22 protein-coding genes are annotated in these 25,822 nt (G+C 64.2%); 16 read left to right on the forward strand and 6 right to left on the reverse strand.

The genetic code is table 11. The features are described 5' to 3' along the window. The 4 genes from FFS18_RS11365 to FFS18_RS11380 form a co-directional block, all read left to right on the forward strand. A partial coding sequence (locus FFS18_RS11365; protein ID WP_137870918.1) for a vWA domain-containing protein occupies positions 1-1,360 on the forward strand: 1,360 nt, incomplete at its 5' end. A gap of 130 nt (positions 1,361-1,490) precedes the next feature. After that, on the forward strand, positions 1,491-2,483 hold the full coding sequence (locus FFS18_RS11370; RefSeq protein WP_137870919.1) for a hypothetical protein: 993 nt from the start codon (positions 1,491-1,493) through the stop codon (positions 2,481-2,483). 98 nt (positions 2,484-2,581) lie between these two features. Then, entirely contained in the window at positions 2,582-5,137 is a 2,556-nt protein-coding gene (gene topA / locus FFS18_RS11375; RefSeq protein WP_137870920.1) for a type I DNA topoisomerase, read from the forward strand. Between the two features lie 134 nt (positions 5,138-5,271). Next, on the forward strand, positions 5,272-6,345 hold the full coding sequence (locus tag FFS18_RS11380; protein WP_171005295.1) for a lipase family protein: 1,074 nt from the start codon (positions 5,272-5,274) through the stop codon (positions 6,343-6,345). 5 nt (positions 6,346-6,350) lie between these two features. On the opposite strand, the gene FFS18_RS11385 is transcribed toward FFS18_RS11380, so the two are convergent. The 4 genes from FFS18_RS11385 to lepB form a co-directional block, all read right to left on the reverse strand. Beyond that, positions 6,351-6,740 (reverse strand): hypothetical protein, encoded by a 390-nt coding sequence (locus tag FFS18_RS11385; RefSeq protein WP_212743044.1) that lies wholly within the window; start codon positions 6,738-6,740, stop codon positions 6,351-6,353. 61 nt (positions 6,741-6,801) lie between these two features. Then, complete coding sequence (gene era, locus FFS18_RS11390; protein ID WP_137870923.1) at positions 6,802-7,695, reverse strand: GTPase Era; 894 nt, start codon at positions 7,693-7,695, stop codon at positions 6,802-6,804. After that, positions 7,692-8,372: a ribonuclease III gene (gene rnc / locus FFS18_RS11395; protein WP_137870924.1), complete on the reverse strand. Its 681-nt coding sequence runs from the start codon at positions 8,370-8,372 to the stop codon at positions 7,692-7,694. Before rnc ends, era begins: the two co-directional genes overlap by 4 nt. Further along, positions 8,369-9,187: a signal peptidase I gene (gene lepB / locus FFS18_RS11400; protein WP_137870973.1), complete on the reverse strand. Its 819-nt coding sequence runs from the start codon at positions 9,185-9,187 to the stop codon at positions 8,369-8,371. Before lepB ends, rnc begins: the two co-directional genes overlap by 4 nt. Before the next feature lie 267 nt (positions 9,188-9,454). Between lepB and pgi the strand changes: the two genes are divergently transcribed. Together pgi and gor are read left to right on the forward strand one after the other, a co-directional pair. Next, positions 9,455-10,960, forward strand: a complete 1,506-nt coding sequence (gene pgi, locus FFS18_RS11405) for a glucose-6-phosphate isomerase (protein WP_137870925.1) — start codon at positions 9,455-9,457, stop codon at positions 10,958-10,960. 110 nt (positions 10,961-11,070) lie between these two features. Next, entirely contained in the window at positions 11,071-12,417 is a 1,347-nt protein-coding gene (gene gor / locus FFS18_RS11410) for a glutathione-disulfide reductase (RefSeq protein WP_137870926.1), read from the forward strand. Between the two features lie 123 nt (positions 12,418-12,540). Here gor and FFS18_RS11415 read toward each other — a convergent pair whose 3' ends face one another. Further along, a complete protein-coding gene (locus FFS18_RS11415; RefSeq protein ID WP_137870927.1) occupies positions 12,541-13,950 on the reverse strand; it encodes a helix-turn-helix domain-containing protein in 1,410 nt (469 codons plus the stop codon). Positions 13,951-14,058: 108 nt separating this feature from the next. Here FFS18_RS11415 and FFS18_RS11420 point away from each other — a divergent pair, with 108 nt between their 5' ends. The 10 genes from FFS18_RS11420 (at position 14,059) to FFS18_RS11465 (ending at position 24,815) form a co-directional block, all read left to right on the forward strand. Then, on the forward strand, positions 14,059-15,591 hold the full coding sequence (locus FFS18_RS11420) for an acyl-CoA carboxylase subunit beta (protein WP_137870928.1): 1,533 nt from the start codon (positions 14,059-14,061) through the stop codon (positions 15,589-15,591). Beyond that, positions 15,588-15,944 carry a hypothetical protein gene (locus tag FFS18_RS11425; protein ID WP_137870929.1) on the forward strand — a complete coding sequence of 119 codons (357 nt, stop codon included), beginning with the start codon at positions 15,588-15,590 and terminating at the stop codon, positions 15,942-15,944. The genes FFS18_RS11420 and FFS18_RS11425 overlap by 4 nt, the downstream gene beginning before the upstream one ends. A gap of 168 nt (positions 15,945-16,112) precedes the next feature. Continuing rightward, positions 16,113-16,553 carry a methylmalonyl-CoA epimerase gene (gene mce, locus FFS18_RS11430; RefSeq protein WP_137870930.1) on the forward strand — a complete coding sequence of 147 codons (441 nt, stop codon included), beginning with the start codon at positions 16,113-16,115 and terminating at the stop codon, positions 16,551-16,553. 191 nt (positions 16,554-16,744) lie between these two features. Next, a complete protein-coding gene (gene scpA, locus FFS18_RS11435; protein WP_137870931.1) occupies positions 16,745-18,892 on the forward strand; it encodes a methylmalonyl-CoA mutase in 2,148 nt (715 codons plus the stop codon). 47 nt (positions 18,893-18,939) lie between these two features. Then, positions 18,940-19,983: a biotin synthase BioB gene (gene bioB / locus FFS18_RS11440; RefSeq protein ID WP_137870974.1), complete on the forward strand. Its 1,044-nt coding sequence runs from the start codon at positions 18,940-18,942 to the stop codon at positions 19,981-19,983. A gap of 237 nt (positions 19,984-20,220) precedes the next feature. Beyond that, a complete protein-coding gene (locus tag FFS18_RS11445; protein WP_137870932.1) occupies positions 20,221-22,227 on the forward strand; it encodes an acetyl-CoA carboxylase biotin carboxylase subunit in 2,007 nt (668 codons plus the stop codon). Between the two features lie 113 nt (positions 22,228-22,340). After that, positions 22,341-22,712 (forward strand): tRNA-binding protein, encoded by a 372-nt coding sequence (locus FFS18_RS11450; RefSeq protein ID WP_137870933.1) that lies wholly within the window; start codon positions 22,341-22,343, stop codon positions 22,710-22,712. A 95-nt stretch (positions 22,713-22,807) separates the two neighbouring features. After that, complete coding sequence (locus FFS18_RS11455; protein WP_137870934.1) at positions 22,808-23,812, forward strand: alpha/beta hydrolase; 1,005 nt, start codon at positions 22,808-22,810, stop codon at positions 23,810-23,812. 76 nt (positions 23,813-23,888) lie between these two features. Next, positions 23,889-24,296, forward strand: a complete 408-nt coding sequence (locus tag FFS18_RS11460; RefSeq protein ID WP_137870935.1) for an MAPEG family protein — start codon at positions 23,889-23,891, stop codon at positions 24,294-24,296. Positions 24,297-24,443: 147 nt separating this feature from the next. Continuing rightward, positions 24,444-24,815, forward strand: coding sequence for a TonB family protein (locus FFS18_RS11465; RefSeq protein WP_137870936.1), 372 nt, complete (start codon positions 24,444-24,446; stop codon positions 24,813-24,815). A 57-nt stretch (positions 24,816-24,872) separates the two neighbouring features. Here FFS18_RS11465 and FFS18_RS11470 read toward each other — a convergent pair whose 3' ends face one another. Further along, positions 24,873-25,640, reverse strand: a complete 768-nt coding sequence (locus FFS18_RS11470) for a cyclase family protein (protein WP_137870937.1) — start codon at positions 25,638-25,640, stop codon at positions 24,873-24,875. Between the last annotated feature and the right edge of the window lie 182 nt (positions 25,641-25,822).

Raw genomic sequence — 25,822 nt, forward strand, 5'->3', positions numbered from 1 at the left:
GCCGCCACTTATGGCACCGCCCGCGCCCTCCTATATCGATGCCGGAGAGGTTTCGGAGGTCGTCGTCACCGGTTCGCGCGTAGCGTCGCCCGCGCTCGATTCGCCGAGCCCGGTGACGAGCATCGGCGCCGAAGAAATGAGCGCCGAACGATCGGCCGCTCCGCCGGTGCCGGGTTCGCTGGGCGACGCGCGGATCGCCCTGCCGCATCCGCCGCGCCCCTATCCACGGCCGCAGCCGCAGGCGGGCATATTGACCGCGGGCGAGCATGACGATCTGCTCAACCCCGAACTCTACGCCGCCTATGTCGGCCGCAGCGGCGATCTGGGGCAAGAGGTGCAGAGCCTGCCGCGCGTCGACACGACGCGCGTGGTGACGGTGAAGGTCAACGACCGGAGCGGCCAGCCCATCCCCTTTGCCGATGTCATCGTGACGTGCAGCGACGGCAACAGCATCACCATGGCGACACAGGCCGACGGCAGCGCGGTGTTCTTTCCGGGCCTCGACCGGCTGAGCGAGCGGATCACCGTGACCGCGCGCAAGGCGGGGCGCACCATCGCCGACGCGCGTCCGGTGCTCGTCGCCAACGCGGCGGGAGGCCAGCTCGTCGGACTGACCGCCAACCAAGCGGCGGCCAAGGTGACCAAGCTCGACCTGATGCTGGTCGTCGACACGACGGGAAGCATGGGCGACGAGATCAATTATCTTCAGTCCGAACTGCGATCGATCATCAGTGCGGTCACCGCCAAGCATCGCGATCTGGATATTCGCATCGGTTTTGTCTTCTACCGCGACCTGGGCGACGAATATGTCACCCGCACGGTCGTTTTCGACCGCGACGTCGGGCGGGTGCAGGGCGCGCTGGCACGGCAGAATGCAAACGGTGGCGGCGATTATCCCGAAGCGATGGATCAGGCACTGATCCGCGCCGTCGGGCAGGAGTGGCGCGCCGACGCGGTCAAGTCGCTGCTGCTCGTCGCCGATGCGCCGCCGCACGACCAATTGTTCGGGCGGACGTGGCAGGCGGCGGAAGCCGCGCGCGCCAAGCGCATCCACATCACGCCGGTTGCCGCATCGGGCGTTGCCGACAAGGCCGAATATGCAATGCGCGCGATGGCCGCGGCGACGCAATCGCGATACCTGTTCCTGACCGACGATAGTGGCGTCGGCAATCCGCACGCGCCGCCGGCGATCGACTGCTATCTGGTGACCAGGCTCGACGCGCTGGTGCGCCGCGTGATCGACAGCCAGATCAGCGGCCGCCGGATCGAGCCCGAGGATCAGGAGATCATCCGCAGCGTCGGCAAATATGACGCGGGCAAATGTATCCTGCCCGCCGATTTCAAGTGGCAGAACGGGTGACGGCGTGACGTCACAAGCTTGACATACCCCCCGCATCTGGCCGATGCGGGGGCCGTGGGTTGCTTCGATAACTCCCTTTTCCGGTCGGGTGGGTCGACCGGCGGGGTGGGGAGTCGGAGGGGGAATACCCATGAGGAAGTTATTGGCGGGCATCGCCATGGCCGTACTGCTCGCGCAGCCCATCACCACTGCCGCAAAAGAAAAGGAACCGGTCAAGATTTCCGGCCCGTCGAACGCCAAGGGCGTGACGACGGTCGCGATCGGTGCATTCAACGTCGGCTTCATCTTTGAATCGATCGACCGCACCGCGGCTTCGGGCGGATTAATGGGGGCGTTCGGGGGGACGACCAAGGCGAAGAGCGAATTGGTCGGGGTTACGCCGGAAATGATGCAGGCAATCACCGACGCTGCCTATGCCGATTTCGTGTCGCAGCTGACCGCGGGCGGCTATTCGGTCCAGACGGCTGGCGATCTGTTTGCTCATCCGGCGCTCGCAAAGACCAAATCGCAGGCGGCGCCGCTCGACATCAACCTGGCGCTGGAAAAGGGAAGCAAGGGCAAGGCGACCTATTTCAAACCGTCGGCGTTGCCGTCGCTGCTGATGATCCCCGGTGATTTCATGGGCAGCGGCATGAGCAGCATGGGGATCAACATGGCGGCGGGGCAGACCGGTATGGCGCTGAACAATTATGCGCGCGAAAGCGGCGTCGGCGTGATCGACGTCGTCTATCTGATCGATTTTTCGCAGCAGAAGCGACCGGGCGCCTTCAGCTTCGGCGGGCTGCAGGTGAACAGCGCCTTGTCGGTCAGCGCCGATTATTCGCGCATGACGCTGATCACCCCTGCGGGAAAGCAGGCGGTCATCACGGTGAAAGCGCCCGTCGCTGTCGAGGGCGAGTTCGTCGAAAAGAATGACGCGACGAGTGGCACCGACAAGGCGCTGCAGTCGGGAGCGAATGTCGCTGGTGGCCTTGCCGCCGTCGCGGGCTTTGGCGGGCTGCGCTTCGGCAAGACGCGCAAGTTCGAATTCACTGCCAAACCGGGGAATTACGAGGAGGGGGCAGCGAAGGCGGCAAGCCTTGCCAGCCAGATGCTGATCGGTCGGCTCAGCGCGCTGCGTTGACCCCGCGGCGGGCGCTTCTTAAATCCGCTTGACGGAGGGCCGGAGCGCCCGCCACCCTCGCGCGTGTACGTGAGAGTAATCGGGGAACGAATTTTTCCATGCAATTGGTAATTGTGGAATCGCCCGCCAAGGCGAAGACGATCGAGAAATATCTGGGGCGCGATTTCAAGGTGCTGGCCAGCTATGGCCATGTGCGCGACCTGCCGCCCAAGGACGGATCGGTCGATCCCGACGACGGCTTTGCGATGCAGTGGCAACTTTATCCCGACAAGACCAAGCGGATGAAGGAAATTCAGGACGCGGCAAAGGGCGCCGACCGCCTGATCCTCGCGACCGACCCTGACCGCGAGGGCGAGGCGATCAGCTGGCATGTTCAGGAATTGCTGCGCAGCAAAAAGGCGCTGCCTCAGGCGGTCGATCGCGTGACGTTCAACGCGATCACCAAGCAGGCGGTGACCGACGCGATGGCGCATCCGCGCGAGCTCGATACCGACCTTATCGACGCCTATCGCGCGCGCCGCGCGCTCGACTATCTCGTTGGCTTCACCCTGTCGCCGGTGCTGTGGCGCAAGCTGCCCGGCGCCAAGTCGGCGGGGCGCGTGCAATCGGTCGCGCTGCGGCTGGTGGTCGAGCGCGAGCGCGAGATCGAGGCCTTTGTTGCGCAGCAATATTGGTCGGTCACCGGCCTGTTCGAAATGGGCGGCACGCCGTTCAAGGCGCGGCTGTCGCGGTGGAAGGGCGACAAGATCGAGCGGCTTTCGATTACCAGCGAGGCCGATGCCCGCGCCGCCGAAGCCGATGTGAAGGCGGGGCATTTCACGGTCGATACGGTCGAGACCAAACCGCTCACCCGCAACCCACCGCCGCCTTTCACGACATCGACCCTGCAACAGGAAGCGGCGCGCAAGCTCGGTTTTTCGGCCAGCCATACGATGCGGATCGCGCAGGCGCTCTACGAGGATGGCGCGATCACCTATATGCGGACCGACGGCGTCCAGATGGACGGCAGCGCGATCAGCGCCGCGCGCAAGGCCATCGCGACGCGCTATGACGGCGGCTATGTCCCCGACCAACCGCGCCAGTACCAGACCAAGGCGAAGAATGCGCAGGAAGCGCATGAGGCGATCCGGCCCACCGACTTTTCGAAGGACAAGGCCGGCAGCGGCGACCATGCACGGCTCTATGAGCTGATCTGGAAACGCGCGATGGCGAGCCAGATGGCGTCGGCGCGGCTCGAACGCACGAGCGTCGACCTCTCCGACGGCACCGGCAAGACGGTGATGCGCGCGACCGGCCAGGTCGTGAAATTCCCCGGCTTCCTTGCGCTCTATGACGAAAGCCGCGACGATGCCGGGGACGATGACGACGCGCGCCTGCTGCCCGCGATGGCGAAGGGCGATGCGCCCGCGAAAACCGGGGTCGAGGTCGAGAGCCACGAGACGCAGCCGCCGCCGCGCTATTCCGAGGCGAGCCTGGTCAAGAAGATGGAGGAGCTCGGCATCGGGCGCCCGTCGACCTACGCCTCGATCCTGCAGGTGCTGAAGGACCGCGCCTATGTGACGGTCGAGAAGAACCGCTTCATCCCCGAGGAGAGCGGGCGGCTGCTGACGGCATTCCTCGAACGCTTCTTCGAACGCTATGTCGGCTATGATTTCACCGCGGGGCTCGAGGAAGAGCTCGACGATGTTTCGGGTGGCCGCGCGCAGTGGCAGGCAGTGCTCGAGCGCTTCTGGCGCGATTTCAAGCCGCGCACCGGCGAGGTGATGGAGCAGAAACCGTCGGAGATCACCGCGGCGCTCGACGAATTCCTCGGCCCCTATCTCTTCCCCGACAAGGGCGATGGCAGCGACCCGCGGCTCTGCCCCAATTGCGGCACGGGCAAGCTGGCGCTGCGCGGCGGCAAGTTCGGGCCGTTCATCGCGTGCAGCAACTATCCCGACTGCAAATTCACCCGCAAATTCGCACAACCGGGCGGCAGCGATGCGGGCGATACCGGCCCCGAGACGCTCGGCACCGATCCCGACAGCGGGCTGGAAGTGACGAAGCGCAGCGGGCGTTTCGGCCCTTATATCCAGCTCGGCGACGGCAAGGAGGCGAAGCGTTCGTCGATCCCGAAGGACATCCCCGGCGAGGATTTCGATCTCGATTATGCGCTGCGGCTTTTGAGCCTGCCGCGCGAGGTCGGAGTGCATCCCGAAAGCGGCAAGCCGATCATGGCCGGGCTGGGACGCTATGGCCCCTATCTGCTCCACGACGGCAAATATGCCAAACTGACCGGCACCGCCGAAATCTTTGACATCGGGATGAATGCTGCGGTCGTCCGGATCGCCGAAGCCGCCGCGGGCGGCGGGCGCGGACGGACCAAGGCCGAACCGCTAAATACCTTCGGCCCGCATCCGACCAGCGGTGGCGAGATGAAGCTGATGGAAGGGCGCTTCGGTCCTTATGTGACCGACGGCACGACCAATGCGACGCTGCCCAAGACCGCCGACCCGGCAACGCTGACGCTCGAAGAGGCGATCGCGCTCATTGATGCACGCGCCGCGAAGGGACCGGCGAAGGGCAAGAAAAAGGCCGCGCCAAAGAAGAAGGCGGCAGCAAAAAAGCCAGCGGCCAAAAAGGCACCCGCCAAGAAGAAGTCGGCTAAGGAATAGCCTTGATACAAAAACGTCATCCCGGCCTTCGCCGGGATGACGATTATATTCTGCTATGTTAGGCTGGCGCATCGGGAGGTGTTTCGATGCGCCATTTGCTTGCCGCCTTATCCGCCCTTTTCGCTTTGCTCGCCGTGCCTGCCATCGCGCAGCAGCCCGGCACGCTCATCGCTGCCGAGCCGATGCCCGGCACACCGCCCGGCACCCAAGCGTGGCGCGTGCAATATTGGACCACGAACGGTAGCGGCCAGCGCCTGGCGGTCACCGGCGTCGTCGCGGCGCCGATGGAGGCGCTCCCACCGCGCCCGCGCCGCGTCATTGCGTGGACCCACGGCGCGTGGGGTGTGGCCGAAAGATGCGCGCCGTCGCTCAGCCCCAATTTCTTCGCCGCGACCGCCGGGATCGACGCCGTCCGCAGCGGTTATGTCGTCGTTGCGCCCGACTATATCGGGCTCGCTAGCCCGACGATGCACCCGTTTCTCGTCGGCCCCGACACTGCCCAATCGGTGCTCGATGGGGTGCGGGCGGCGCGCGCGATTCCGGGTGCCGCGGCGGGCAGCGATTTCGCCGTGTGGGGCGAATCGCAGGGTGGTCATGCTGCGCTGTGGACGGCAATCGCGGCGCGCGCCTATGCGCCCGACCTGAACCTCGTCGCGACCGCCGCCGCCGCGCCGCCCACCGACCTTGCCGCCAATCTGCGCGAAGCGGGCGACAAGAATGCGCGCGCGCTGCTGCTGTCGTTCGCGCTGCATAGCTGGTCGACGCTATATGGCTTTTCGATGGATGGCATCGCCAACCGGGCGAACCAGGGGATCATCAACCGACTGGCGCAGAATAATTGCGTCAGCCTCAACGCGAAGCCAAAGCTCGGCACGATCCTTGGCATCCTCACCGTCGCCCGCGCGACAAGGAACAAGGACATCGCGCGGATCGAACCCTTCGGCAGCTTCGCCCGCGCCAACAGCGTCGACGCCGCGCGCGTCCCCGGACCGCTACTGATCGCGCAGAGCAGCAAGGACACGATCGTCGCGCCGTCAGTGACGCGCAAATTCGCCAAGGCGGTTTGTCGGCGCGGGACCGGCATCCGCTGGATCGAAATGACCGGCGATCATGGCAGCAGCGCCAAAGACAGCGCGCAGGAAACGATCGGCTGGATCACCTCGCGGTTTGACGGCAATCCAGCGCCGAACGATTGTCGGCGGATATAGTCTGGCTATTCGAACGTTCGAGGATCGACGGCGTCTTTTCCGAACCAGGCGCGGGCGTCGGGGCGGAACAAGAACAGGATTGAAAGCGCCGTCAGCGCGGTGCTGACAAGCGAAATCGCGAGTGCCAGTCCCGTCGGCGACGTGGGATCGTTGAGCGACGTAAGCGTCGAAACCGCCCCAAATCCCATGACCACTACGTAGATCCATTTGGCGATATTGTTCGCCTTTCTGGCGACAAAATACCAGAGCAGGACGGATAGCGCGAAACCAATACCCAGCGCTACGCCGACAAAGATGACGGCCGACTCGACCATGGGCGCGACGGTCGGATCGCTTTTGAGCCCGTCGATCATCCCTGACCAATGAAGCGCCAAACTTCCAACGCCGAGCAGCATGGATGCCCAGAAACAGCGTTCGAAATTTATGATGGATGCCGGACGCGTCACTGTCTGCCTCTCAATCGACCCAATCCAACCCCATGTCGCGGTACACGCCGCGATCCTCGTCCCAGTTCGCCTTGACCTTCACATGCAGGAACAGGTGGACCTTGCGGCCTAACAGCTCGGAGAGCTCGGCACGCGCCTTGCTGCCGATTTCCTTGATTCGTTCGCCCTTGTGGCCAAGGATGATCGCGCGCTGATTGTCGCGCGCAACGAGGATTTGCTGGTGGATTTCGGCGCTGCCGTCGGGGCGCGTCGTAAATTTCTCGGTCTCTACGGTCGACTGGTATGGCAGTTCTTCGTGGAGCTGGCGATAGAGCTGTTCGCGCGTGATTTCGGCCGCCAGCATGCGTTCGGGGGCGTCGCTGACCTCGTCTTCGGGAAAGTGCCACGGTCCCTCGGGCATCAGCGCCGCAAGATGCGCCTTCAGTTCGGGAACCCCGTCACCGCTGCTGGCCGAGATGAAGAAGGTTTCGTCGAAGGCGACGCGGCTGTTCAGCTCGGTCGCGATCGTCAGCAATTTGTCCTTCCGCGTCAGATCGACCTTGTTCAGCACCAGATATTTCTTCTCCGGCCGGTTCGCGATGCCCTCCAGGACGCGCTCGACGCGGCCCGTCAGCTTGGCAGCGGCATCGACCATCACAAGGATCGCTTCGGCCTGCTCGAGGCTGCCCCACGCCGCGGCGACCATCGCGCGGTCGAGGCGGCGGGTGGGGGCAAAGATGCCCGGGGTGTCGATGAGCACGATCTGCGTGTCGCCTTCCATCGCGACGCCCATCAGCCGCGTGCGCGTCGTCTGCGCCTTGGGACTGACGATCGCCACCTTCTGGCCGACGAGCGCGTTGACGATCGTCGATTTGCCCGCATTCGGCGCGCCGACGACGGCGACAAATCCGCAGCGGTGGGTCATTTTTCCTGTCCTTCGAGTTCGGCAAGCAAGAGTGCCGCGGCGGCCTTTTCCGCCGCCTGTTTGCTGGCGCCTTCGGCCTCGGCGCGCGCGAGCTTGCCGATGCTGACCGCGACACGAAAGCGGGGGGCGTGGTCCGGCCCTTCGCGCGCGACGATTTCATATTCGGGCGGGCGCCGCCGCCGGGCGAGCGCCCATTCCTGCAGCGCCGCCTTGGGATGCTTTGGCGCCGCCGCCTGCCCGTCGATCATCTCGCCCCAATGGGCGATGACAAAGGCCCGCGCGGTATCGATGCCCTTGTCGAGATAAAGCGCGCCGATCAGCGCCTCGATCGCATCGGCGGCGATATTGTCGCTGTAGCGGCCGCCGTCGTTACGGGCCTGCGCGCCAAAACGGATCAACGCGGTGAGGTTCAGCCGCTGCGCGATCGCGGCGCAGGTTGCACCCGACGCCAGCACATGCAGCCGCGACGACATTTCGCCCTCGCTAGCGTTTGGAAAGCGCGTGTAAAGTTCGGACGCGATGACCAGCCCGAGCACGCGGTCGCCCAGAAATTCGAGCCGCTGGTAATCGGCGCGCCCGGTGCTGCCGTGCGTCAGCGCCAGTTCGTAGAGCGCCAGATCGTCCGGGGTACTACCGAGGATTTCGGCCAGCGCCCCGCCATTCAGCGGGTCGTTCAAAAACCGTCCCCAATGCGGTCCCAGCGCGCGGCGGTGAACCAGCTGATCGGGTTAATCCAGCTCGCCGATCCGTCGGTCGAGAACATGCCGACCAGCGCCTTGCCGACCAGATTCTCCTCTGGCACCAGCCCGATACCCTGGTTTTCCATCGCCGGAAAACGGCTGTCGGCGCTGCGATCGCGGTTGTCGCCCATCATGAACAAATGACCTTCGGGGACAATGACCAGCGGCGTATTGTCTTCGGCGATCGGCGCGATGTCGAGGATCGCATAGCTTTTGCCGCTCGGCAGCGTTTCGCGAAACTGCTTGTAGCGGCACTGGCGCTGGCCGTTGGCCCCGACTTCCTCGAATTCCATCGAATAACAGGGCAGCGTGCCCATCGCGCGCGACGCCTCGATCATGTTGGCCGTCACCGGAATCACAAAATCGGGCATGGCTTCGCGCTTCAGCGGCTTGCCGTTGAGCCAGACAATGCCGCCTTTTACCTGCACGCTGTCGCCGGGCAGGCCGATGACACGCTTGATATAATCATTCTGGGCGGTCGGCGGCGCCTTGAACACCGCCACGTCGCCGCGTTCGGGAGTGCGGGCAAATACCCGTCCAGGGATCAGCGGCACGCTGAACGGCAGGCTGTATTCCGAATAGCCATAGGCCATTTTGTTGACGAGCAGATAATCGCCGATCAGCAGCCGAGGCTGCATCGATTCCGAAGGAATATTGAAGGGCGACAGGAAAAAGCTGCGGAAAATCAGCACCGCAATCGCGAGCAGGGCCAGGAAGCGAACGGTATCGACCGCTTCCTCCTTGGCCGACACCGGCGCCGGGGCGGGCGCGGGCTCGGTCGGGGGCGTTACATCGGCGGTAAAGCTGGCATTGGTCATGTCGCGGCATTTGGCGGTGAATAGGTCTGCGTGCAAGCAAATATCGGCGGATCGTACTGGCGCGCGCGCGGCGGCGGACCTATGGAACGAGCCATTATTTTCCCGTTCGCATCGAGCGAAGTCGAGATGCCCATCGGCCTTGGGCGCCCTCGGCGTGTCTCGACTTCGCTCGACACGAACGGATGAGGGAGGATGTGGACGATGATAACCGCCGATCAAGCCTGGCAGGCACTTGCCGACTGGCAGCCGCAGAAACTGACCGGCCTGGTCGCCGCCGATCCCGCCGCCCGCCTAGACGCGATGGTCCGCAGCGTTGCCGACATCCGGTTCGATTTCGCCAAGACGCATCTCGACGATGCTGCGGTCGCGATCCTGTCTGACCTCGCCGCGGCGCAGGATTTCGGCGGGCGGCGCAAGACGCTGTTTTCGGGCGGCATCGCGAACCCCACCGAAAACCGCGCCGCCGAACATAGCGCCGAACGCGGCGACGGCGCGCCCGAATCCGTCCATCGCGCGCAGGCGCTGCACCAGCGGATGCGAATGATGATCGACGCGATCGAGGCGGGCGCATTCGGCGAGATCCGTCACTTGCTCCACATCGGCATCGGCGGGTCGGCGCTCGGCCCGGACCTGCTCGTCGATGCGCTGGGGCGCCACAGCGACCGTTATGATGTCGCGGTGGTGTCGAACGTCGACGGCGCGGCGCTCGAAGAAGCCTTCGCCAAATTCAGCCCCGAACATACGCTGGTCGCGGTTGCGTCCAAGACCTTCACGACCACCGAAACCTTGCTCAACGCCAATTCGGCGCTGCAATGGCTCGATGAAGCCGGGGTTGCCGACCCGCTCGGCCGTTTCATCGCGCTGACCGCGATGCCCGATCGCGCGATCGAATGGGGGATCGACGAAACGCGCATCCTGCCGTTCAGCGAGACGGTCGGCGGGCGCTATTCCTTGTGGTCGTCGATCGGCTTCCCCGCGGCGCTCGCACTCGGCTGGGATGCGTTCGAGGATCTGCTTGAGGGCGCGGCCGAGATGGACCGTCATTTCCGGCTGGCCGATGGCGCCGACAATGTCTGCCTGCTCGCCGCCTTCGTCGATCAGCTTTATGCCAACCGGCTGGGGTGCCAGACGCGCGCGGTGTTCGCCTATGACGAACGGTTGCGCCTGCTGCCTAGCTATCTGCAACAGCTGGAGATGGAATCCAACGGCAAGTCGGTGACGCTGGCGGGTGATGCGCTGGGTCGGCACAGCGCGCCGATCACCTGGGGCGGGGTCGGCACCGATGCGCAGCATGCGGTGTTCCAGCTCCTCCATCAGGGAACGAACCTCGTCCCGGTCGAACTCGTCGTCGCGCGCGAGCCCGATCATCTGCTCGACGAGGCGCATCACGAAACGCTCGTCGCCAATTGCATCGCGCAGGGCGCCGCGCTGATGACGGGGCGGGCCAGCGCCGATGGCGCGCGCCACTATCCCGGCGACCGGCCCTCGACGACGATCCTGCTCGATCAACTGACCCCGCACGCGCTCGGCGCGCTGATCGCCTTTTACGAGCATCGCGTGTTCGCCAATGCGGTGCTGCTGGGGATCAACCCGTTCGACCAGTTCGGGGTCGAGCTCGGCAAGGAGATGGCGAAGGGGCTGGCCGAGGGGACCGTCGAATTCGACCCCGCGACACAGGCGCTGATGGCCGCCGCGCTGGGCGAATGAGGTCGCGCCACTATCTGTAATGGCAAAAATCGATTGGCATATGCGGCGCGCGTAACCACATAGGCGCGCGCTGCCAACGTCAGCCAAGCCAATTTTCGGGGATCTCCTTCATGAGCAATTTCGACTTCGACCTGTTTGTCATCGGCGCCGGGTCGGGCGGGGTTCGCGCCTCGCGTGTCGCCGCCTCGCATGGCGCGCGCGTCGCGGTGGCCGAAGAACATCGGGTAGGGGGCACGTGTGTGATCCGTGGCTGCGTGCCGAAAAAGCTGCTCGTTTATGGCGCCCATTTTGCCGAAGATCTGAAGGATGCGCGCCACTTCGGCTGGGACGTTCCCGACTGCAAGTTCGATTGGGACCGGCTGCGCGACAATGTGTTGAACGAGGTGACTCGGCTTGAGGGGCTGTACGGCCAGACGCTCGACAATCATAAGGTCACCCTGTTCAAATCGCGCGCAACGATCGTCGGGCCGCAGAAAGTCCGCCTGAGCGACGGGCAGGAAATCAGCGCCGAACGCATCCTGATCGCGACCGGCGGCTGGCCGTTCGTTCCCGAATTTCCGGGCAGCGAACATGCGATCACCTCGAACGAGGTCTTTCATCTGGACCGCTTGCCCATGCGGGTGGTGATTGCGGGTGGTGGCTATATCGCCAATGAATTTGCCGGCATCTTCAACGAATTCGGCAGCAAGGTGACGATCGTCAACCGCGGCGACACGATCCTGCGCGGCTATGACGAGCAGATCCGCGACCGCCTGCTGCAAATCTCGATGACCAAGGGCATCGAATTCAAGTTCAACGCCCCGTTCGAATCGATCGAGAAGAAGGCCGACGGTTCGCTGACGGTCCACCTCGGCAATAGCGATCCGATCGACGCCGACATCGTGCTGTTTGCGGCAGGGCGCGTGCCCAACACCAAGGGGCTGGGGCTAGAGGAGGCCGGCGTCGAACTCGACCAGGCCGGCGCGATCAAGGTCGATGAAACGAACCAGTCGTCGGTACCCAGCATCTATGCGGTCGGCGACGTCACCAACCGCATCCAGCTGACCCCGGTCGCGATCCGCGAGGGGCAGGCCTTTGCCGACAGCGTGTTCGGCGGCAAGCCGACGGTCGTCGATTACGCCAATGTCCCGAGCGCGGTGTTCAGCCACCCGCCGATCGGCGCGGTGGGGATGACCGAGGCCGAGGCGCGCAACAAGCTCGGCACGGTTCGCGTGTATACCAGCGATTTCCGCGCGATGAAGAATGTGCTGGCGGGGCGCAACGAGCGCGCGCTGTACAAGATGGTGGTGAATGAGGCGACCGACCAGGTTGTCGGGCTGCACATGATCGGCCCGGACGCGCCGGAGATTTTGCAGGCGGCGGCGGTCGCGGTGAAGGCAGGGCTGACCAAGGCCGATTTCGACGCGACGGTGGCTTTGCATCCGAGCATGGCGGAAGAGTTGGTTTTGCTGAAATAGTCCGTCGCAGACCAATGCCTCCCGTTCGTGTCGAGCGAAGTCGAGACACGTTAAGTCTGCCGCTAACTCAGCGTGTCTCGACTTCGCTCGACACGAACGGACTTTAGGTTGGTATTCCCGAAATCACCCAATCCGATACGGCACAACATCGCGCCGGTCCGGATCGACCAAAATCGGCCGATCGCTCGGCGGAAAGGCGCGCTGGTCGCAATCGTCACGCGGGCAGATGCGGCATGACAGGCCGATGCGTGATGCCGCTTGTGGGGCGCCGACATCCACCCCGTCGGCATAGACGAAGTCCCCGGCATATTGCGCCTCGCACCCGAGCGCGACGGCGTAGCGGCGTGGCGATCGCGCATAGCTACCCGACGGTTTGACCAACCCCTTCGCCATCGACACATAGCGCAACCCGTCGGGGGTCTCGGCCAGCTGGAACAGGATGCGGTCGGGGATCGCTGCGGCCTCATGAACGATCCACAAAGGGCAGGCGCCGCCGAAGCGCGCGAATTGCAGCCGCGTCGCCGAGTGCCGCTTGGTGATATTGCCCGCCATGTCGACGCGGCAGAAGAACATCGGAATGCCGCGCGCGCCGGGGCGCTGGAGGGTCGAGAGGCGGTGGCATGCCTGTTCGAAGCTCACCCCATATTCCAGCCGCAACCTGTCGATGTCGTGGCGCACGGCGCGCGCGCTGGCGCGGAACGGGGCGTAGGGCATCAGCACCGCGCCTGCGGCATAGTTGGCAAGGCCGACGTGAAGCAGCTGCCGTGCCGCTGCGGTCCGAAGTGGGGACGCCTCCACCACCGCCGCGATCTCGCGCGCCAGCGCCAGTGCGGCGAGCTGATGCGCGAGCTGGAAGCGGCGGCTCTCGGCGGGCTGCGACGGGTCGATGACGAGGTGGCGCATCGTCGCGTCGAAATCGCGCAGGCTTTGCGTCTGCGTATAGACGATCGAAATGCCGAGCGCGTCGCGCAGCCGCCGCTCGATCGTCTCGATCGCGGGCGAGGGCTCTTTGCCGCGCAATTGCCCTGCCAGCGCCTCGGCGGCGCGGTCGATGCTATCGACGTAATTGCCCGCATCGTGGAACCAGTCGCGCACCTCTTCCCACGGCAGGCGGCTGCCCTCGGCGGTCCCGCCGGTCAGCGCCTCGTCGATGATCTGCAGGCGTTGGCCGGCGCGGCGATAGGCGGCGTGGAGCGCGACGAACTGGTCGGTAAGCTGCGGCTGTTGCAGCGCGGCGCGTTCGAGCTGTTCGGGAGGGAGCGGCGCGGCGGCGAACAGGGGGTCGGCCGCGGCCTCGCGCAGCGCCCCGGCGCGGCGGTCGCCGGCATCGGCGGCGACTTCTTCCCATTCGAGCGGGAACAGTTTTTGCAGCCGGTCGAGGAGGGCGGGGGTCAGCGGGCGGTCGTCATGCTCGATCTGGCTGAGGTAGGAGGCCGAGATGCCGAGCTTTGCCGCGAAGTCCGACTGGCGGAGGTTGCGGGCTTCCCGAAGTTGGCGAAGTTGCCGCCCAGCGTAGAGTCGGTTCGGAACCATCGGCGGGACCTTAATTTGCAAATATTGACTTTGCAACTTTGCAAATTCGCATTTGCGCGGCGCGCTGTAAGCGGGCAAGCGACAGTTTAACCTGTTTGGGAGAGCCGGATGTCCGCCAATATCGCCGAAATGGAACGCCGCCGCGCCGCCGCCGCGCTGGGCGGCGGGCAGAAGCGCATCGACGCGCAGCACAGCAAGGGCAAGCTGACGGCGCGCGAGCGGCTCGACGTGCTGCTCGACGAGGGATCGTTCGAAGAGCTCGACACCTATGTCGAGCATGACTGCGTCGATTTCGGGATGCAGGATCAGAAGATCCCCGGCGACGGCGTTGTCACCGGATCGGGGACGATCAACGGCCGTCTGGTCTATGTGTTCAGCCAGGATTTCACCGTCTTTGGCGGTTCGCTGTCGAAACGCCATGCCGAAAAAATCTGCAAGGTGATGGACAAGGCGATGCTGGTCGGCGCGCCGGTGATCGGCCTGAACGACAGCGGCGGCGCGCGCATCCAGGAGGGCGTCGCGTCGCTTGGCGGCTATGCCGATGTGTTCCAGAAGAATGTGCTGGCGTCGGGCGTGGTGCCGCAGATCAGCCTGATCATGGGTCCGTGCGCCGGCGGGGCGGTTTACAGCCCCGCGATGACCGACTTCATCTTCATGGTGAAAGACAGCTCGTATATGTTCGTCACCGGCCCCGATGTGGTCAAGACGGTGACGAACGAGGTGGTGACGCAAGAAGAACTCGGCGGCGCGATCACGCACACGACCAAGAGCTCGGTCGCCGATCTGGCGTTCGAGAACGACATCGAGGCGCTGCTCGCGGCGCGCGATTTCTTTGACTATCTGCCCGAAAACAACCGTGCCGGGGTTCCCGTACGCCCGACGAGCGACCCGTTCGACCGCGCGGAGATGAGCCTCGACACGCTGATCCCGCCCAATGCGAACCAGCCGTATGACATGCACGAGCTGATCCGCAAAACAGTCGACGAGGGCGACTTCTTCGAGGTGCAGCCGGCGCATGCGGGCAACATCATCTGCGGCTTCGGGCGCATCGAGGGGCGGACGATCGGCATTGTCGCGAATCAGCCGTTGGTGCTCGCGGGTGTGCTCGACATCAATTCGTCGAAGAAGGCGGCGCGCTTCGTGCGTTTTTGCGACGCATTCGAAATCCCGATCATCACCTTCGTCGACGTCCCCGGCTTCCTGCCCGGCACGGCGCAGGAATTTAACGGCATCATCAAGCATGGCGCGAAGCTGCTGTTCGCTTATGCCGAGGCGACGGTGCCCAAGATCACGGTGATCACGCGCAAGGCCTATGGCGGCGCCTATGACGTGATGGCGTCAAAGCATCTGCGCGGCGACCTAAACTATGCTTGGCCGACCGCCGAGATCGCGGTGATGGGCGCAAAGGGCGCGGTCGAGATCATCTTCCGCAGCGACATCGGTGACCCGGAGAAGATCGCACAGCGGACGAAGGAATATGAGGACCGTTTTGCCAATCCGTTTGTTGCGGCGCAGCGGGGCTATATCGACGAGGTCATCTACCCGCACTCGACGCGGCGGCGGATTGCGCTGGGGTTACGGAAGCTTCGGAACAAGGGCCTCGAGAACCCGTGGAAGAAGCATGATAATATTCCGCTATGAGCAGGGAAACGCGAGAGCGCCGGTTGAAGGCAGAGGAGAACTGGCCCGACCTTCGACAGTTCCTTGAAAGCTATGTGCACGAAGATTGGGACCGTTTCGATGCGAGCCCGGAGGCGGCGATTTATCGGGCGATCGGCGATCACCCCGTCGAAATGCGGCAGACAATCGTGCGACAATGGTGGGACTGGAACAACGTCGAGTCTTCGCAATATGATCCTCGACCGGCGATAAACGATGGGCTGGGTGTCAACATTCATTTCGAGAGTCCCGAGGCCGGGCGTCACTTTATGAATATGGTCTACGACAAGCTCATCGTGTCGATCCGTAAGGAAGTGGAGCATTGGAAGCCATGAAACCAGGCCGTCCCAACCGAATCCTCCCCGGAACGGGGAGGGGGACCATGCGAAGCATGGTGGAGGGGGCTGTCGATTTTGAGCTGCGTCGCGTCAGGATGCCACCCCCCTCCGTCAGCGCTGCGCGCTGCCACCTCCCCGCGAGCGGGGAGGATTGAAGGACGTATTATGAAACTTGGAAGATTGAACCATATCGGCGTTGCGACGCCGTCGATCGCCGACAGCATCGTCTTTTACCGCGACGTCATGGGCGCGACGAAGATCCACGCGCCGTTCGACCTCCCCGAGCAGGGGGTGAAGGTGTGTTTTGTCGACACGCCCGGTGCCGACGGCGCGCTGAACGGGACGCAGATCGAGCTGGTCGAGCCGCTGCCTGGCAACACTTCCATCGCGGGGTTTCTGGAGAAGAACCCGGCGGGCGGGCAGCATCATGTTTGTTACGAGGTGCCGGATATTCATGCGGCGAAGGCGGCGTTCGAGGCGCTTGGCAAACGGGTGCTGGGGAGCCCAAGGATCGGGGCGCATGGGACGCTGATTTTCTTCCTGCACCCCAAGGATATGGGCGGGGTGCTGACCGAGATTATGGAGACGCCGAAGGGGGCGCATTAATTGCTCCTCCCCCCTTGCGGGGGAGGAAAGTGGAGGTTGGGGACTTGTCCCCTACCGGAACTTGGAGAGGGGTTGGTTGGCGAGCCTGCGGCCCGCGACCCCTCTCCCAGCTACGACTAGGCGGCAAAGCCGCCAAGTCTTCGCATCCCTCTCCCGCAAGGTGAGAGGGGGTTTGGGATTAGAGACTGCATATGACCGACAAGCCAACCCTCGACCAATGGGCCGCCGCTGCGGACAAGGAAGTCAAAGGCAAAGACCTCACCTGGCACACGCCCGAGGGAATCGACGTCAAGCCGCTCTACACGGCGGAGGATGTGACGACCGACCCCGGCCTGCCCGGCTTCGCGCCCTTCACCCGCGGCGTGCGCGCGTCGATGTATGCGGGGCGGCCGTGGACGATCCGGCAATATGCCGGCTTTTCGACCGCCGAGGAATCGAACGCTTTCTATCGCCGCAACCTCGCCGCGGGGCAGAAAGGCCTGTCGGTCGCCTTCGACCTTGCGACGCACCGCGGTTATGACAGCGACCACCCGCGCGTCGTCGGCGACGTTGGTAAGGCGGGCGTCGCGATCGACAGCGTCGAGGATATGAAGATCCTGTTCGACGGCATCCCGCTCGACCAGATGTCGGTCAGCATGACGATGAACGGCGCCGTGATCCCGATCCTGGCGTTCTTCATTGTCGCGGGCGAGGAGCAGGGGGTCGACCGCAAGCTGCTCGACGGGACGATCCAGAACGACATCCTGAAGGAGTTCATGGTCCGCAACACCTATATCTACCCGCCCGAACCCTCGATGCGGATCATCAGCGACATCTTTGGCTATACGTCGCGCGAGATGCCGAAGTTCAACAGCATCTCGATTTCCGGCTATCATATGCAGGAAGCCGGCGCGACGCAGGTGCAGGAACTGGCTTTCACCATCGCCGACGGCATCGAATATGTGAAATATGGCGTCGCGTCGGGGCTCGACATCGACAAGTTCGCCGGGCGGCTGAGCTTCTTTTTCGCGATCGGCATGAACTTCTTCATGGAGATCGCCAAGCTGCGCGCGGCGCGGGTGCTGTGGCATCGCGCGATGACCAAGCTCGGCGCGCAAGACGAGCGGTCGAAGATGTTGCGCACCCACTGCCAGACGTCGGGGGTCTCGCTGACCGAGCAAGACCCTTACAACAATGTGATGCGCACGACGATCGAGGCGATGGCGGCAATGCTGGGCGGCACCCAGTCGCTGCACACCAACGCGCTCGACGAGGCGATCGCGCTGCCCACCGATTTCTCCGCCCGCATCGCGCGCAACACGCAAATCGTCATCCAGGAAGAGACCGGGATGACCAAGGTCGTCGATCCGCTCGGCGGCTCCTATTATGTCGAGGCGCTGACCCAGGAATTGGTCGACAAGGCGCAGGAGATCATCGACCGCGTCGAGGCCGAGGGCGGCATGGCAAAGGCGGTCGCGGCGGGCTGGCCCAAGGCGATGATCGAGACCGCTGCGGCGGCGCGGCAGGCGCGGGTCGATCGCGGCGACGATGTCATCGTCGGGGTGAACAAATATCGCCTGCAGGACGAAGACCTGCTCGAAACGCTCGAGGTCGATAACGCCAAGGTGCGCGAGGGGCAGATTGCGCGGATCAAGAAGACCAAGGCCGAGCGCGACGAGGCGGCATGCCAGGCGGCGCTGTCCGCGCTGCGCGATGGGGCGGCCAAGCCGTCGAGCATCGAGAACAACCTGCTCGCGCTCGCGGTTGAGGCGGCGCGGGCGCGCGCAACGCTCGGCGAGATTTCGTCGGCGATGGAGGAAAGTTTCGACCGCTACGGCACCCAGCCGACCCCGGTGAAGGGCGTGTATGGCGCGCCTTATGAGGGCGACGCGCGCTGGGCGCAGGTGCTCGACGGGGTCGAGGCGGTGACCCGGCGGTTGGGACGTAAGCCGAAATTGCTGGTCGCCAAGATGGGGCAGGACGGCCACGACCGCGGCGCCAATGTGATCGCATCGGCGTTCGGCGATATGGGGTTTGACATCGTGTCGGGGCCGTTGTTCCAGACCCCCGACGAGACCGTGGTGCTGGCGCTCGACAGCGGGGTCGATGTCGTTGGCGCGTCGAGCCTTGCCGCCGGGCACAAGACACTTATCCCCGAACTTATCCACAAGCTGAAAGAGGCGGGGCGCGGTGACATCAAGGTGATCGCGGGCGGGGTGATCCCGCCGCAGGACTATCAGTTTTTGCGCGACGCAGGGGTGCAGGGGATTTACGGCCCCGGCTCGAACGTCGTGGAATGCGCCGCCGATGTGCTGCGCTTGCTGGGGCATAATATGCCGCCGATTGGAGAAGCTGCGTGAATTTGAACATTGACCGTTCCCCGGCGAAAGCCGGGGTCCAGAGCGATATGGCACCGGCGGTTCTGGACCGCCCTGGGCCCCGGCTTTCGCCGGGGTGCGACGATGAAGTTCGTCGCAACTGGACCCGCGAAGAAATCGCCGCACTGTTCGACCTGCCGTTCGACGAACTGATGTGGGAGGCGCAGGGCGTCCACCGTCGCCACCATGCGCGCGGCGAGATCCAGCTTTGCACCCTGCTCAGCATCAAGACCGGGGGCTGCGTCGAGGATTGCGGCTATTGCTCGCAGTCGAAGCACGCCGACAGCGGCCTGAAGGCCACCAAGCTGATGGACGTGCGCGCCGTCCTGCAGGCGGCGGCGCAGGCGAAGGATGCGGGATCGCAGCGTTTCTGCATGGGCGCCGCGTGGCGCAACCCCAAGGACCGCGACATGCCCGCGATCGTCGAGATGATCGAGGGCGTGCGCCAGATGGGCATGGAAACCTGCATGACGCTGGGGATGCTCAGCAAGGAACAGGCGCAGACGCTGGCGGTTGCGGGGCTCGATTATTACAACCATAATATCGACACTTCGCCGGAAAATTACGGCAATGTCATCACAACGCGCACCTTTCAGGAGCGGCTCGACACGCTGGAAGAGGTGCGCAGCGCCGGGATCAACGTCTGCTCGGGCGGGATCGTCGGCATGGGCGAGACGCGCGCCGACCGCGTCGGCTTCATCCACGCGCTCGCGACCCTTCCCGAACATCCGGGCAGCGTGCCGATCAACGCGCTGGTGCCGGTGAAAGGGACCGTGCTGGGCGACATGCTGGCGGACACCCCGCTGGCGAAGATCGACGACATCGAATTTGTCCGCACCGTCGCCGTCGCGCGCATCACCATGCCGCTCAGCATGGTGCGGTTGAGCGCGGGGCGCGAGAGCATGTCGGAGGCGACGCAGGCGCTCTGCTTCATGGCGGGCGCGAACAGCATCTTCACCGGCGACAAGTTGCTGACGACGGGCAACCGCGGCGACAATGCCGATGCGGCGCTGTTCGCGAAGCTGGGGATCGTGCCGATGATCAGCGAAGAGCCGATGCGAGCCGTATCGTGAAAATAAGTCTCAATACGAAGACGGTTTTACTGAGTTTGCTGTTTGTTGGGTGGCTCAGTTTGACGTTGAGTGATCGTGCCATCCTGACCGGAAGAAAATCGATGTCATATGGAAATGGCCAATCTGTTCGTTGTCTATACTGGACGGGAGTAGGCCGACATGAAGTTGAACGATCTGGGCGTATTGGAACCATCAGCTGCCCGTGGTTGGTTAGCGAATTAGAGAAACGGTAAGCCGATGTTCAAAAAAATCCTGATCGCCAATCGCGGCGAAATTGCCTGCCGCGTTATCAAGACCGCGCGGCGCATGGGCATCGCGACCGTCGCCGTCTATTCGGACGCCGACGCGCGCGCGCCCTTCGTGGCGATGGCCGATGAGGCGGTGCATATCGGGCCGTCGCCTGCATCCGAATCCTATCTGATCGCGGACAAGATCATCGCGGCTTGCAAGGCGACGGGCGCCGAGGCGGTGCATCCGGGCTATGGCTTCCTTTCGGAGCGCACCAGCTTTGCCGAGGCGCTCGCCAAGGAAAATATCGCCTTCATCGGCCCGCCGGTGAACGCGATTGCCGCGATGGGCGACAAGATCGAGTCGAAGAAGCTCGCGAAGGAAGCGGGGGTCAACGTCGTCCCGGGCTTCGTCGGCGAGATCGACGATACCGAACATGCGGTGCGCATCTCGAACGAGATCGGCTATCCGGTGATGATGAAGGCGTCGGCGGGCGGCGGCGGCAAGGGGATGCGCCTTGCCTATGACGAAAAGGACGTCCGCGAGGGGTTCGAGGCGACCAAGCGCGAAGGGCTGAGCAGCTTTGGCGACGACCGGGTGTTCATCGAGAAGTTCATCTTGAATCCGCGCCACATCGAAATCCAGATCCTGGGCGACCAGCACGGCAACATCCTCTATCTCAACGAACGCGAATGTTCGATCCAGCGGCGGCACCAGAAGGTGGTCGAGGAAGCACCGTCGCCGTTCGTGACCGAGAAGATGCGGAAAGCGATGGGCGAGCAGTGCGTCGCGCTGGCGCGCGCGGTCGGCTATTATAGCGCCGGTACGGTCGAACTGATCGTGTCGGGCGCCGACCCGACCGGGGAGAGCTTCTATTTCCTTGAAATGAACACGCGCCTGCAGGTCGAGCATCCGGTGACCGAGGCGATCACCGGCATCGACCTGGTCGAACAGATGATCCGCGTCGCGGCTGGCGAGAAGCTGGAGATGACGCAGGACGACATCAAGATCGATGGCTGGGCGATCGAGAACCGCGTCTATGCCGAGGACCCCTATCGCGGTTTCCTGCCCTCGACCGGGCGACTTGTGCGCTATCGTACCCCGGTGACGGCGTGGAAGGGCGACGAGCGCGGCGTCGACGGCGTGCGCGTCGACGCTGGCGTGGAAGAGGGCGGCGAGGTGTCGATCTTCTACGACCCGATGATCGCCAAGCTGGTGACATGGGGCAAGACGCGCGACGAGGCAGCGGACCTGCAGATCGCGGCGCTCGACCGGTTCGAGATCGAGGGGCTCGGCCACAATATCGATTTCGTCTCGGCGATCATGCAGCATCCGCGCTTCCGCTCGGGCGAGCTGACGACGGGGTTCATCGCCGAGGAATATCCCGAAGGCTTCCATGGCGCCGCGACCGAGGATCATATCGTCCGCGCGCTCGCCGCGATCGCAGGCTTCATGGCGTCGGCCGAGGCCGACCGCGCACGCCGGACCGACGGCCAGCTCGGCGAGCGGCTCGACCCGCCCGCCAAATGGCAGGTCACTGTGGGCGGCGTGGAGCACAAGGTGAAGCTGGGCCACAAACATATCAAGGTCGATGGCGACAAGGTCGACATCGCGCTGGAATATACGCCCGGCGACCGGCTGGTGGTGGCGGAGATCGACGACAGCGAGCTGGCGGTGAAGGTCGCCAAGACGCGCACCGGCTGGCGCATGACGACGCGCGGGCATATCCATGACGTGCGCGTGCTGCCCTGGCATGTCGCGCCGCTCGCGAGCCATATGATCGAGAAGATCCCGCCCGATCTTTCGAAATTCCTGATCTGCCCCATGCCGGGCCTGCTCGTCGCGCTGCATGTCGGCGAAGGCGACGCCGTCGAGGCGGGCCAGCCGCTCGCGACGGTCGAAGCGATGAAGATGGAGAATATCCTGCGCGCCGAAAAATCGGGGGTCGTGAAAAGCGTCAACGCGGCGCAGGGCGACAGCCTGGCGGTCGATGCGGTGATTTTGGAGATGGAGTGATTCTGACTGTGCTCCTGCAAAAGCACGAGCCCATCTCCGGTCCGTGCTATCTGGCACCGATCGGAGATGGGTCCCTGCCTTCGCAGGGACACGGCTGGACCGGAGTTTGAGGGATGCACGTCAATCACGACACCGATGCGGGTGCCGCGTCCGAAATCACCTTCGACGACTTCCTCCGCATCGATATCCGCATCGGCACGATCGTCGCGGCCGAGCCCTTTCCCGAAGCGCGCAAACCCGCGTTCAAGCTGACAATCGATTTCGGTCCGGCGATCGGGGTGAAGAAAAGCAACGCCCAGATCGTCGATCGCTATGCGCTGGACGATCTGGTCGGTCGGCAGGTCGCCGCGGTGGTCAACTTCCCGCCGCGCCAGATCGGCAAATTCATGTCCGAAGTGCTGACATTGGGGTTCGCCGATGAAAATGGCGCGGTGATCCTGTTCGCGCCCGACGTGCCGGTCCCCAACGGCTCGCGGCTGTTCTGATCCCCGCGGCGCACTAGCTCATTTCGATCGCAGCGTTCCGTCGGCGGCGCGATTAGGTGGCGTCGGCAAAGCAACAATCAACGGGAGAGGGGCCGATGGTCCGGCGTGCAGCTATGGTCGTGGCGGCGATGGGTATGGCGTTGGCGACCGCGGCAACCAGTAGCGCGAATGAGGTCGGGAAGCGCAGCTATGGCGTGATCGAGACGCGCGACGTTGTTTATGGCCGCGCGCCGGTCGGCGTATCGGCCGACGGCGCCAAGGCGCGCGATCTGCTGCTCGACGTCTATCGCCCGGTTGCCGCCGACGGCAAGCCGCTGACGGGCCGCCCCGCGGTCGTCATGGCGTTCGGCGGCGCCTTTCATCGCGGCGACAAGGGCGATTTCAACTTCACCGTCGAGGGCGCGCAGGACAGCTCAATGGCGTATTATTGCCGCAGTTTTGCGCGCGCGGGCTACGCCTGTTTCTCGATCGAATATCGCTTCGTGCAGGAGCAGCCGGGGCTCGTCCGCCCACTCGATGAAAAGCGCATCGTGCCGCGCGCGGTCAACCTGTCGCCCGAAAAGCTCGAGCGGATCGCCGAAGTGCGCCACCAGATGAAGCTGCCGCCGTTCGACGAGACGACGCTGACGCACTATTGGTATGCGACCTTTGCCGCCGCCGACGACATGGCGATGGCGGTCGGTTTTGCCCGTGCGCGGGCGGAGGAATTCGGGGTCGACGGCGACCGGCTCGCGATCGGCGGCTTTTCGGCGGGGGCGATCACTGCGCTCAACACCGCTTATGGTCTGGGTGTTCGCGCAAAAGCCGTGGTGTCGTTGTCGGGCGGGATCAGCGGCTATATTCCTTATGAGACGGCGAAGAACGGCATGCCGCCCGCGCTCTTGATCCTCGGTCAGAATGATTATGTGGGGGTGCTCAATGGCACGCGCCATACCGCCGCGGCGCTCGGCAACAAGGGCATCGCGAGCGAAACCGTATGGGTGCCAGGTTTCGGGCACTTCTATCCGATGGGGGCAGTGGGGCTGGGCGACAAGGTCAGCCGCGCGCCCGTCGCGGCGCGGATCGTCGCCTTTCTCGACGCCAATCTGAATAACGAATAGCGCGCGGTGCGCGATTGCTCGTGCCAAGTCGCCGGTGACCGGCTAGGTTGCACCGGCATTCGGGGGAGACACGATCATGACATTACCGGTTACCGCCTTCGTCGGCGCGATCTGCGCGCTGCTGCTGCTGTTCACCGCGATGCTGACGGTGCGCCAGCGGCTGCGCCTGAAAGCCGCGTTCGGCGATCAGGGCGACGCGAAACTGATCGCGGCGAGCCGCAGCCACGGCAACCTTGCCGAACATGCGCCGATCGTCGTCATCCTGCTGGGCCTGCTAGAGACAGCGCGCGCCAATCATATGGCGCTGATGATCATCGGCGCGCTGTTCCTGATCGGCCGCGTCGCGCATATCGCCGGGCTGCATGCGCCGGTCGAACCCGGCAAGCCGCCGGTCACCCGGCAGATCGGAGTCGCTGCGACATGGATCACGCTGCTGGCGCTCGGTGGGTGGACGTTGTGGATGCTGGTGACGGTCAATCTTTAAGGTCGTCGCAGGCAGAAGGCTGTTTTAAGGGGATTCCTTGGTTCCGGACCGCGAACGTCGCACCAGTGCATTGATCACCGCGACATGGGCTCGTTTCCTTGGCAAGATATGGCGTGAGGCTTGGCGGCCAACAGGGGCAACGTACGAATGATCTTCAGCACGGTTATCATGCTGGCAACCTTGACGGCGGTACCATCGCCTGCACCGGCGATGGAATCGCCCGCCGCGGCGCCCCAATTCGTCCGTACGCCAAATGCGAATGACATTCTCTTGGCCTATCCGCGCGAAGCGTTCCGCGACGGGCTGAACGGAACAGTCGTGCTTGACTGCGCATCTGGGGCCGGTGGTGGCCTGACCGATTGTCGCGTGGTGTCGGAAAGCCCGGCAGGTCATCGGTTCGGGCTGGCGGCATTGCGTCTGTCGACGCGGTATCGCTTGCAGTCGCCGCCACCCGACACCGCACCACCAACCGCAAAGCGGGTCCGGTTTGGTTTGTCCTTTGCGACGAGCGATGACTAGGGTCGGGATAGATTGATGTCATGTGCGGCGGTCCAGCGCCGCGCAGGCCATCGTAATCTAGTCCTCGACCAGCGCCACCGCGCGGATCCACCCGGCGCTCGCGCGCTCGATCTTCACCGGGAAGCAGCTGAAGGTGAACCCGGTCGCGGGGATCGCGGCAAGGTTGGTGAGTTTTTCGATCTGGTAGTACGGCCGGATGCGCCCCGCCTTATGGCCTTCCCAGATGATCGACGGGTCGCGCGTTTCGGCCCAGCGCCGCGCGGTATGGCTGAACGGCGCGTCCCAGCTCCATGCGTCGGTGCCGACGACCTGCACGCCGCGCTCCGTCAGGTACAGCGTCGCCTCGGCACCCATGCCGCAGCCCTGATCGGTAAAATTGTCGGTGCCATAGATGGCACCCGACTGCACGAGCACGATGTCGAGCGGCTGGAGATTATGCCCGATCCGCGCGAGTTCGGCCTCGACCTCGGCGCCGCTGACGACATGGCCGTGCGGGCGGTCCGAAAAGTCGAGTTTGACTCCGGGACGAAAGAACAGGTCGAGCGGGGCTTCGTCGATCGACGGCGCGGGCGAGGCGCCGTTGTCGGTGGTCGAGTGATAATGCCAGGGCGCGTCCATATGCGTGCCGTTGTGCGTGCTCAGCGACAGCATCTCGACCGCCCAGCCTTCGCCGTCAGGCAGGTCTTCGCGGGTCAGCCCGGGAAAGAACATCGCGATCTGCTCCCACGTATTTTCATGGGTCATATAGGTGATGTTGGGGCGCATCACCGGCGGGTCCGAAACGACATCGTTGGTGATCGGGATAGACAGGTCAATGAACTGCATGATCGCAGTCTGACACGAACGGCGGCTCGCGCCAAGAAGGCTTGCACCACGCCGCGGTGCAACTAGACGTAGCGTAACCGTTCGTGTCGAGCGAAGTCGAGACACCCCGCTTCGGCGATGCGCGCGAGGCATCTCGACTTCGCTCGATGCGAACGGAAAAGTGACAAGCCCGACGGGGTGGG

The sequence above is a fragment of the Sphingopyxis sp. 2PD genome (assembly GCF_005503695.1).
In the GTDB taxonomy this organism is placed as follows: domain Bacteria; phylum Pseudomonadota; class Alphaproteobacteria; order Sphingomonadales; family Sphingomonadaceae; genus Sphingopyxis.

Bases quoted from the DNA above. Each gene is read 5' to 3' on its own strand.
- FFS18_RS11450 (WP_137870933.1), top strand. From the start codon at position 22,341: ATGCACGTCAATCACGACACCGATGCGGGTGCCGCGTCCGAAATCACC.
- topA (WP_137870920.1), top strand. From the start codon at position 2,582: ATGCAATTGGTAATTGTGGAATCGCCCGCCAAGGCGAAGACGATCGAG.
- bioB (WP_137870974.1), top strand. From the start codon at position 18,940: ATGGCACCGGCGGTTCTGGACCGCCCTGGGCCCCGGCTTTCGCCGGGG.
- FFS18_RS11460 (WP_137870935.1), top strand. From the start codon at position 23,889: ATGACATTACCGGTTACCGCCTTCGTCGGCGCGATCTGCGCGCTGCTG.
- FFS18_RS11415 (WP_137870927.1), bottom strand. From the start codon at position 13,950: ATGGTTCCGAACCGACTCTACGCTGGGCGGCAACTTCGCCAACTTCGG.
- FFS18_RS11470 (WP_137870937.1), bottom strand. From the start codon at position 25,640: ATGCAGTTCATTGACCTGTCTATCCCGATCACCAACGATGTCGTTTCG.
- FFS18_RS11465 (WP_137870936.1), top strand. From the start codon at position 24,444: ATGATCTTCAGCACGGTTATCATGCTGGCAACCTTGACGGCGGTACCA.
- mce (WP_137870930.1), top strand. From the start codon at position 16,113: ATGAAACTTGGAAGATTGAACCATATCGGCGTTGCGACGCCGTCGATC.
- FFS18_RS11385 (WP_212743044.1), bottom strand. From the start codon at position 6,740: ATGCTGCTCGGCGTTGGAAGTTTGGCGCTTCATTGGTCAGGGATGATC.
- gor (WP_137870926.1), top strand. From the start codon at position 11,071: ATGAGCAATTTCGACTTCGACCTGTTTGTCATCGGCGCCGGGTCGGGC.
- FFS18_RS11420 (WP_137870928.1), top strand. From the start codon at position 14,059: ATGTCCGCCAATATCGCCGAAATGGAACGCCGCCGCGCCGCCGCCGCG.
- FFS18_RS11445 (WP_137870932.1), top strand. From the start codon at position 20,221: ATGTTCAAAAAAATCCTGATCGCCAATCGCGGCGAAATTGCCTGCCGC.
- FFS18_RS11370 (WP_137870919.1), top strand. From the start codon at position 1,491: ATGAGGAAGTTATTGGCGGGCATCGCCATGGCCGTACTGCTCGCGCAG.
- era (WP_137870923.1), bottom strand. From the start codon at position 7,695: ATGACCCACCGCTGCGGATTTGTCGCCGTCGTCGGCGCGCCGAATGCG.
- pgi (WP_137870925.1), top strand. From the start codon at position 9,455: ATGATAACCGCCGATCAAGCCTGGCAGGCACTTGCCGACTGGCAGCCG.
- FFS18_RS11455 (WP_137870934.1), top strand. From the start codon at position 22,808: ATGGTCCGGCGTGCAGCTATGGTCGTGGCGGCGATGGGTATGGCGTTG.
- FFS18_RS11425 (WP_137870929.1), top strand. From the start codon at position 15,588: ATGAGCAGGGAAACGCGAGAGCGCCGGTTGAAGGCAGAGGAGAACTGG.
- scpA (WP_137870931.1), top strand. From the start codon at position 16,745: ATGACCGACAAGCCAACCCTCGACCAATGGGCCGCCGCTGCGGACAAG.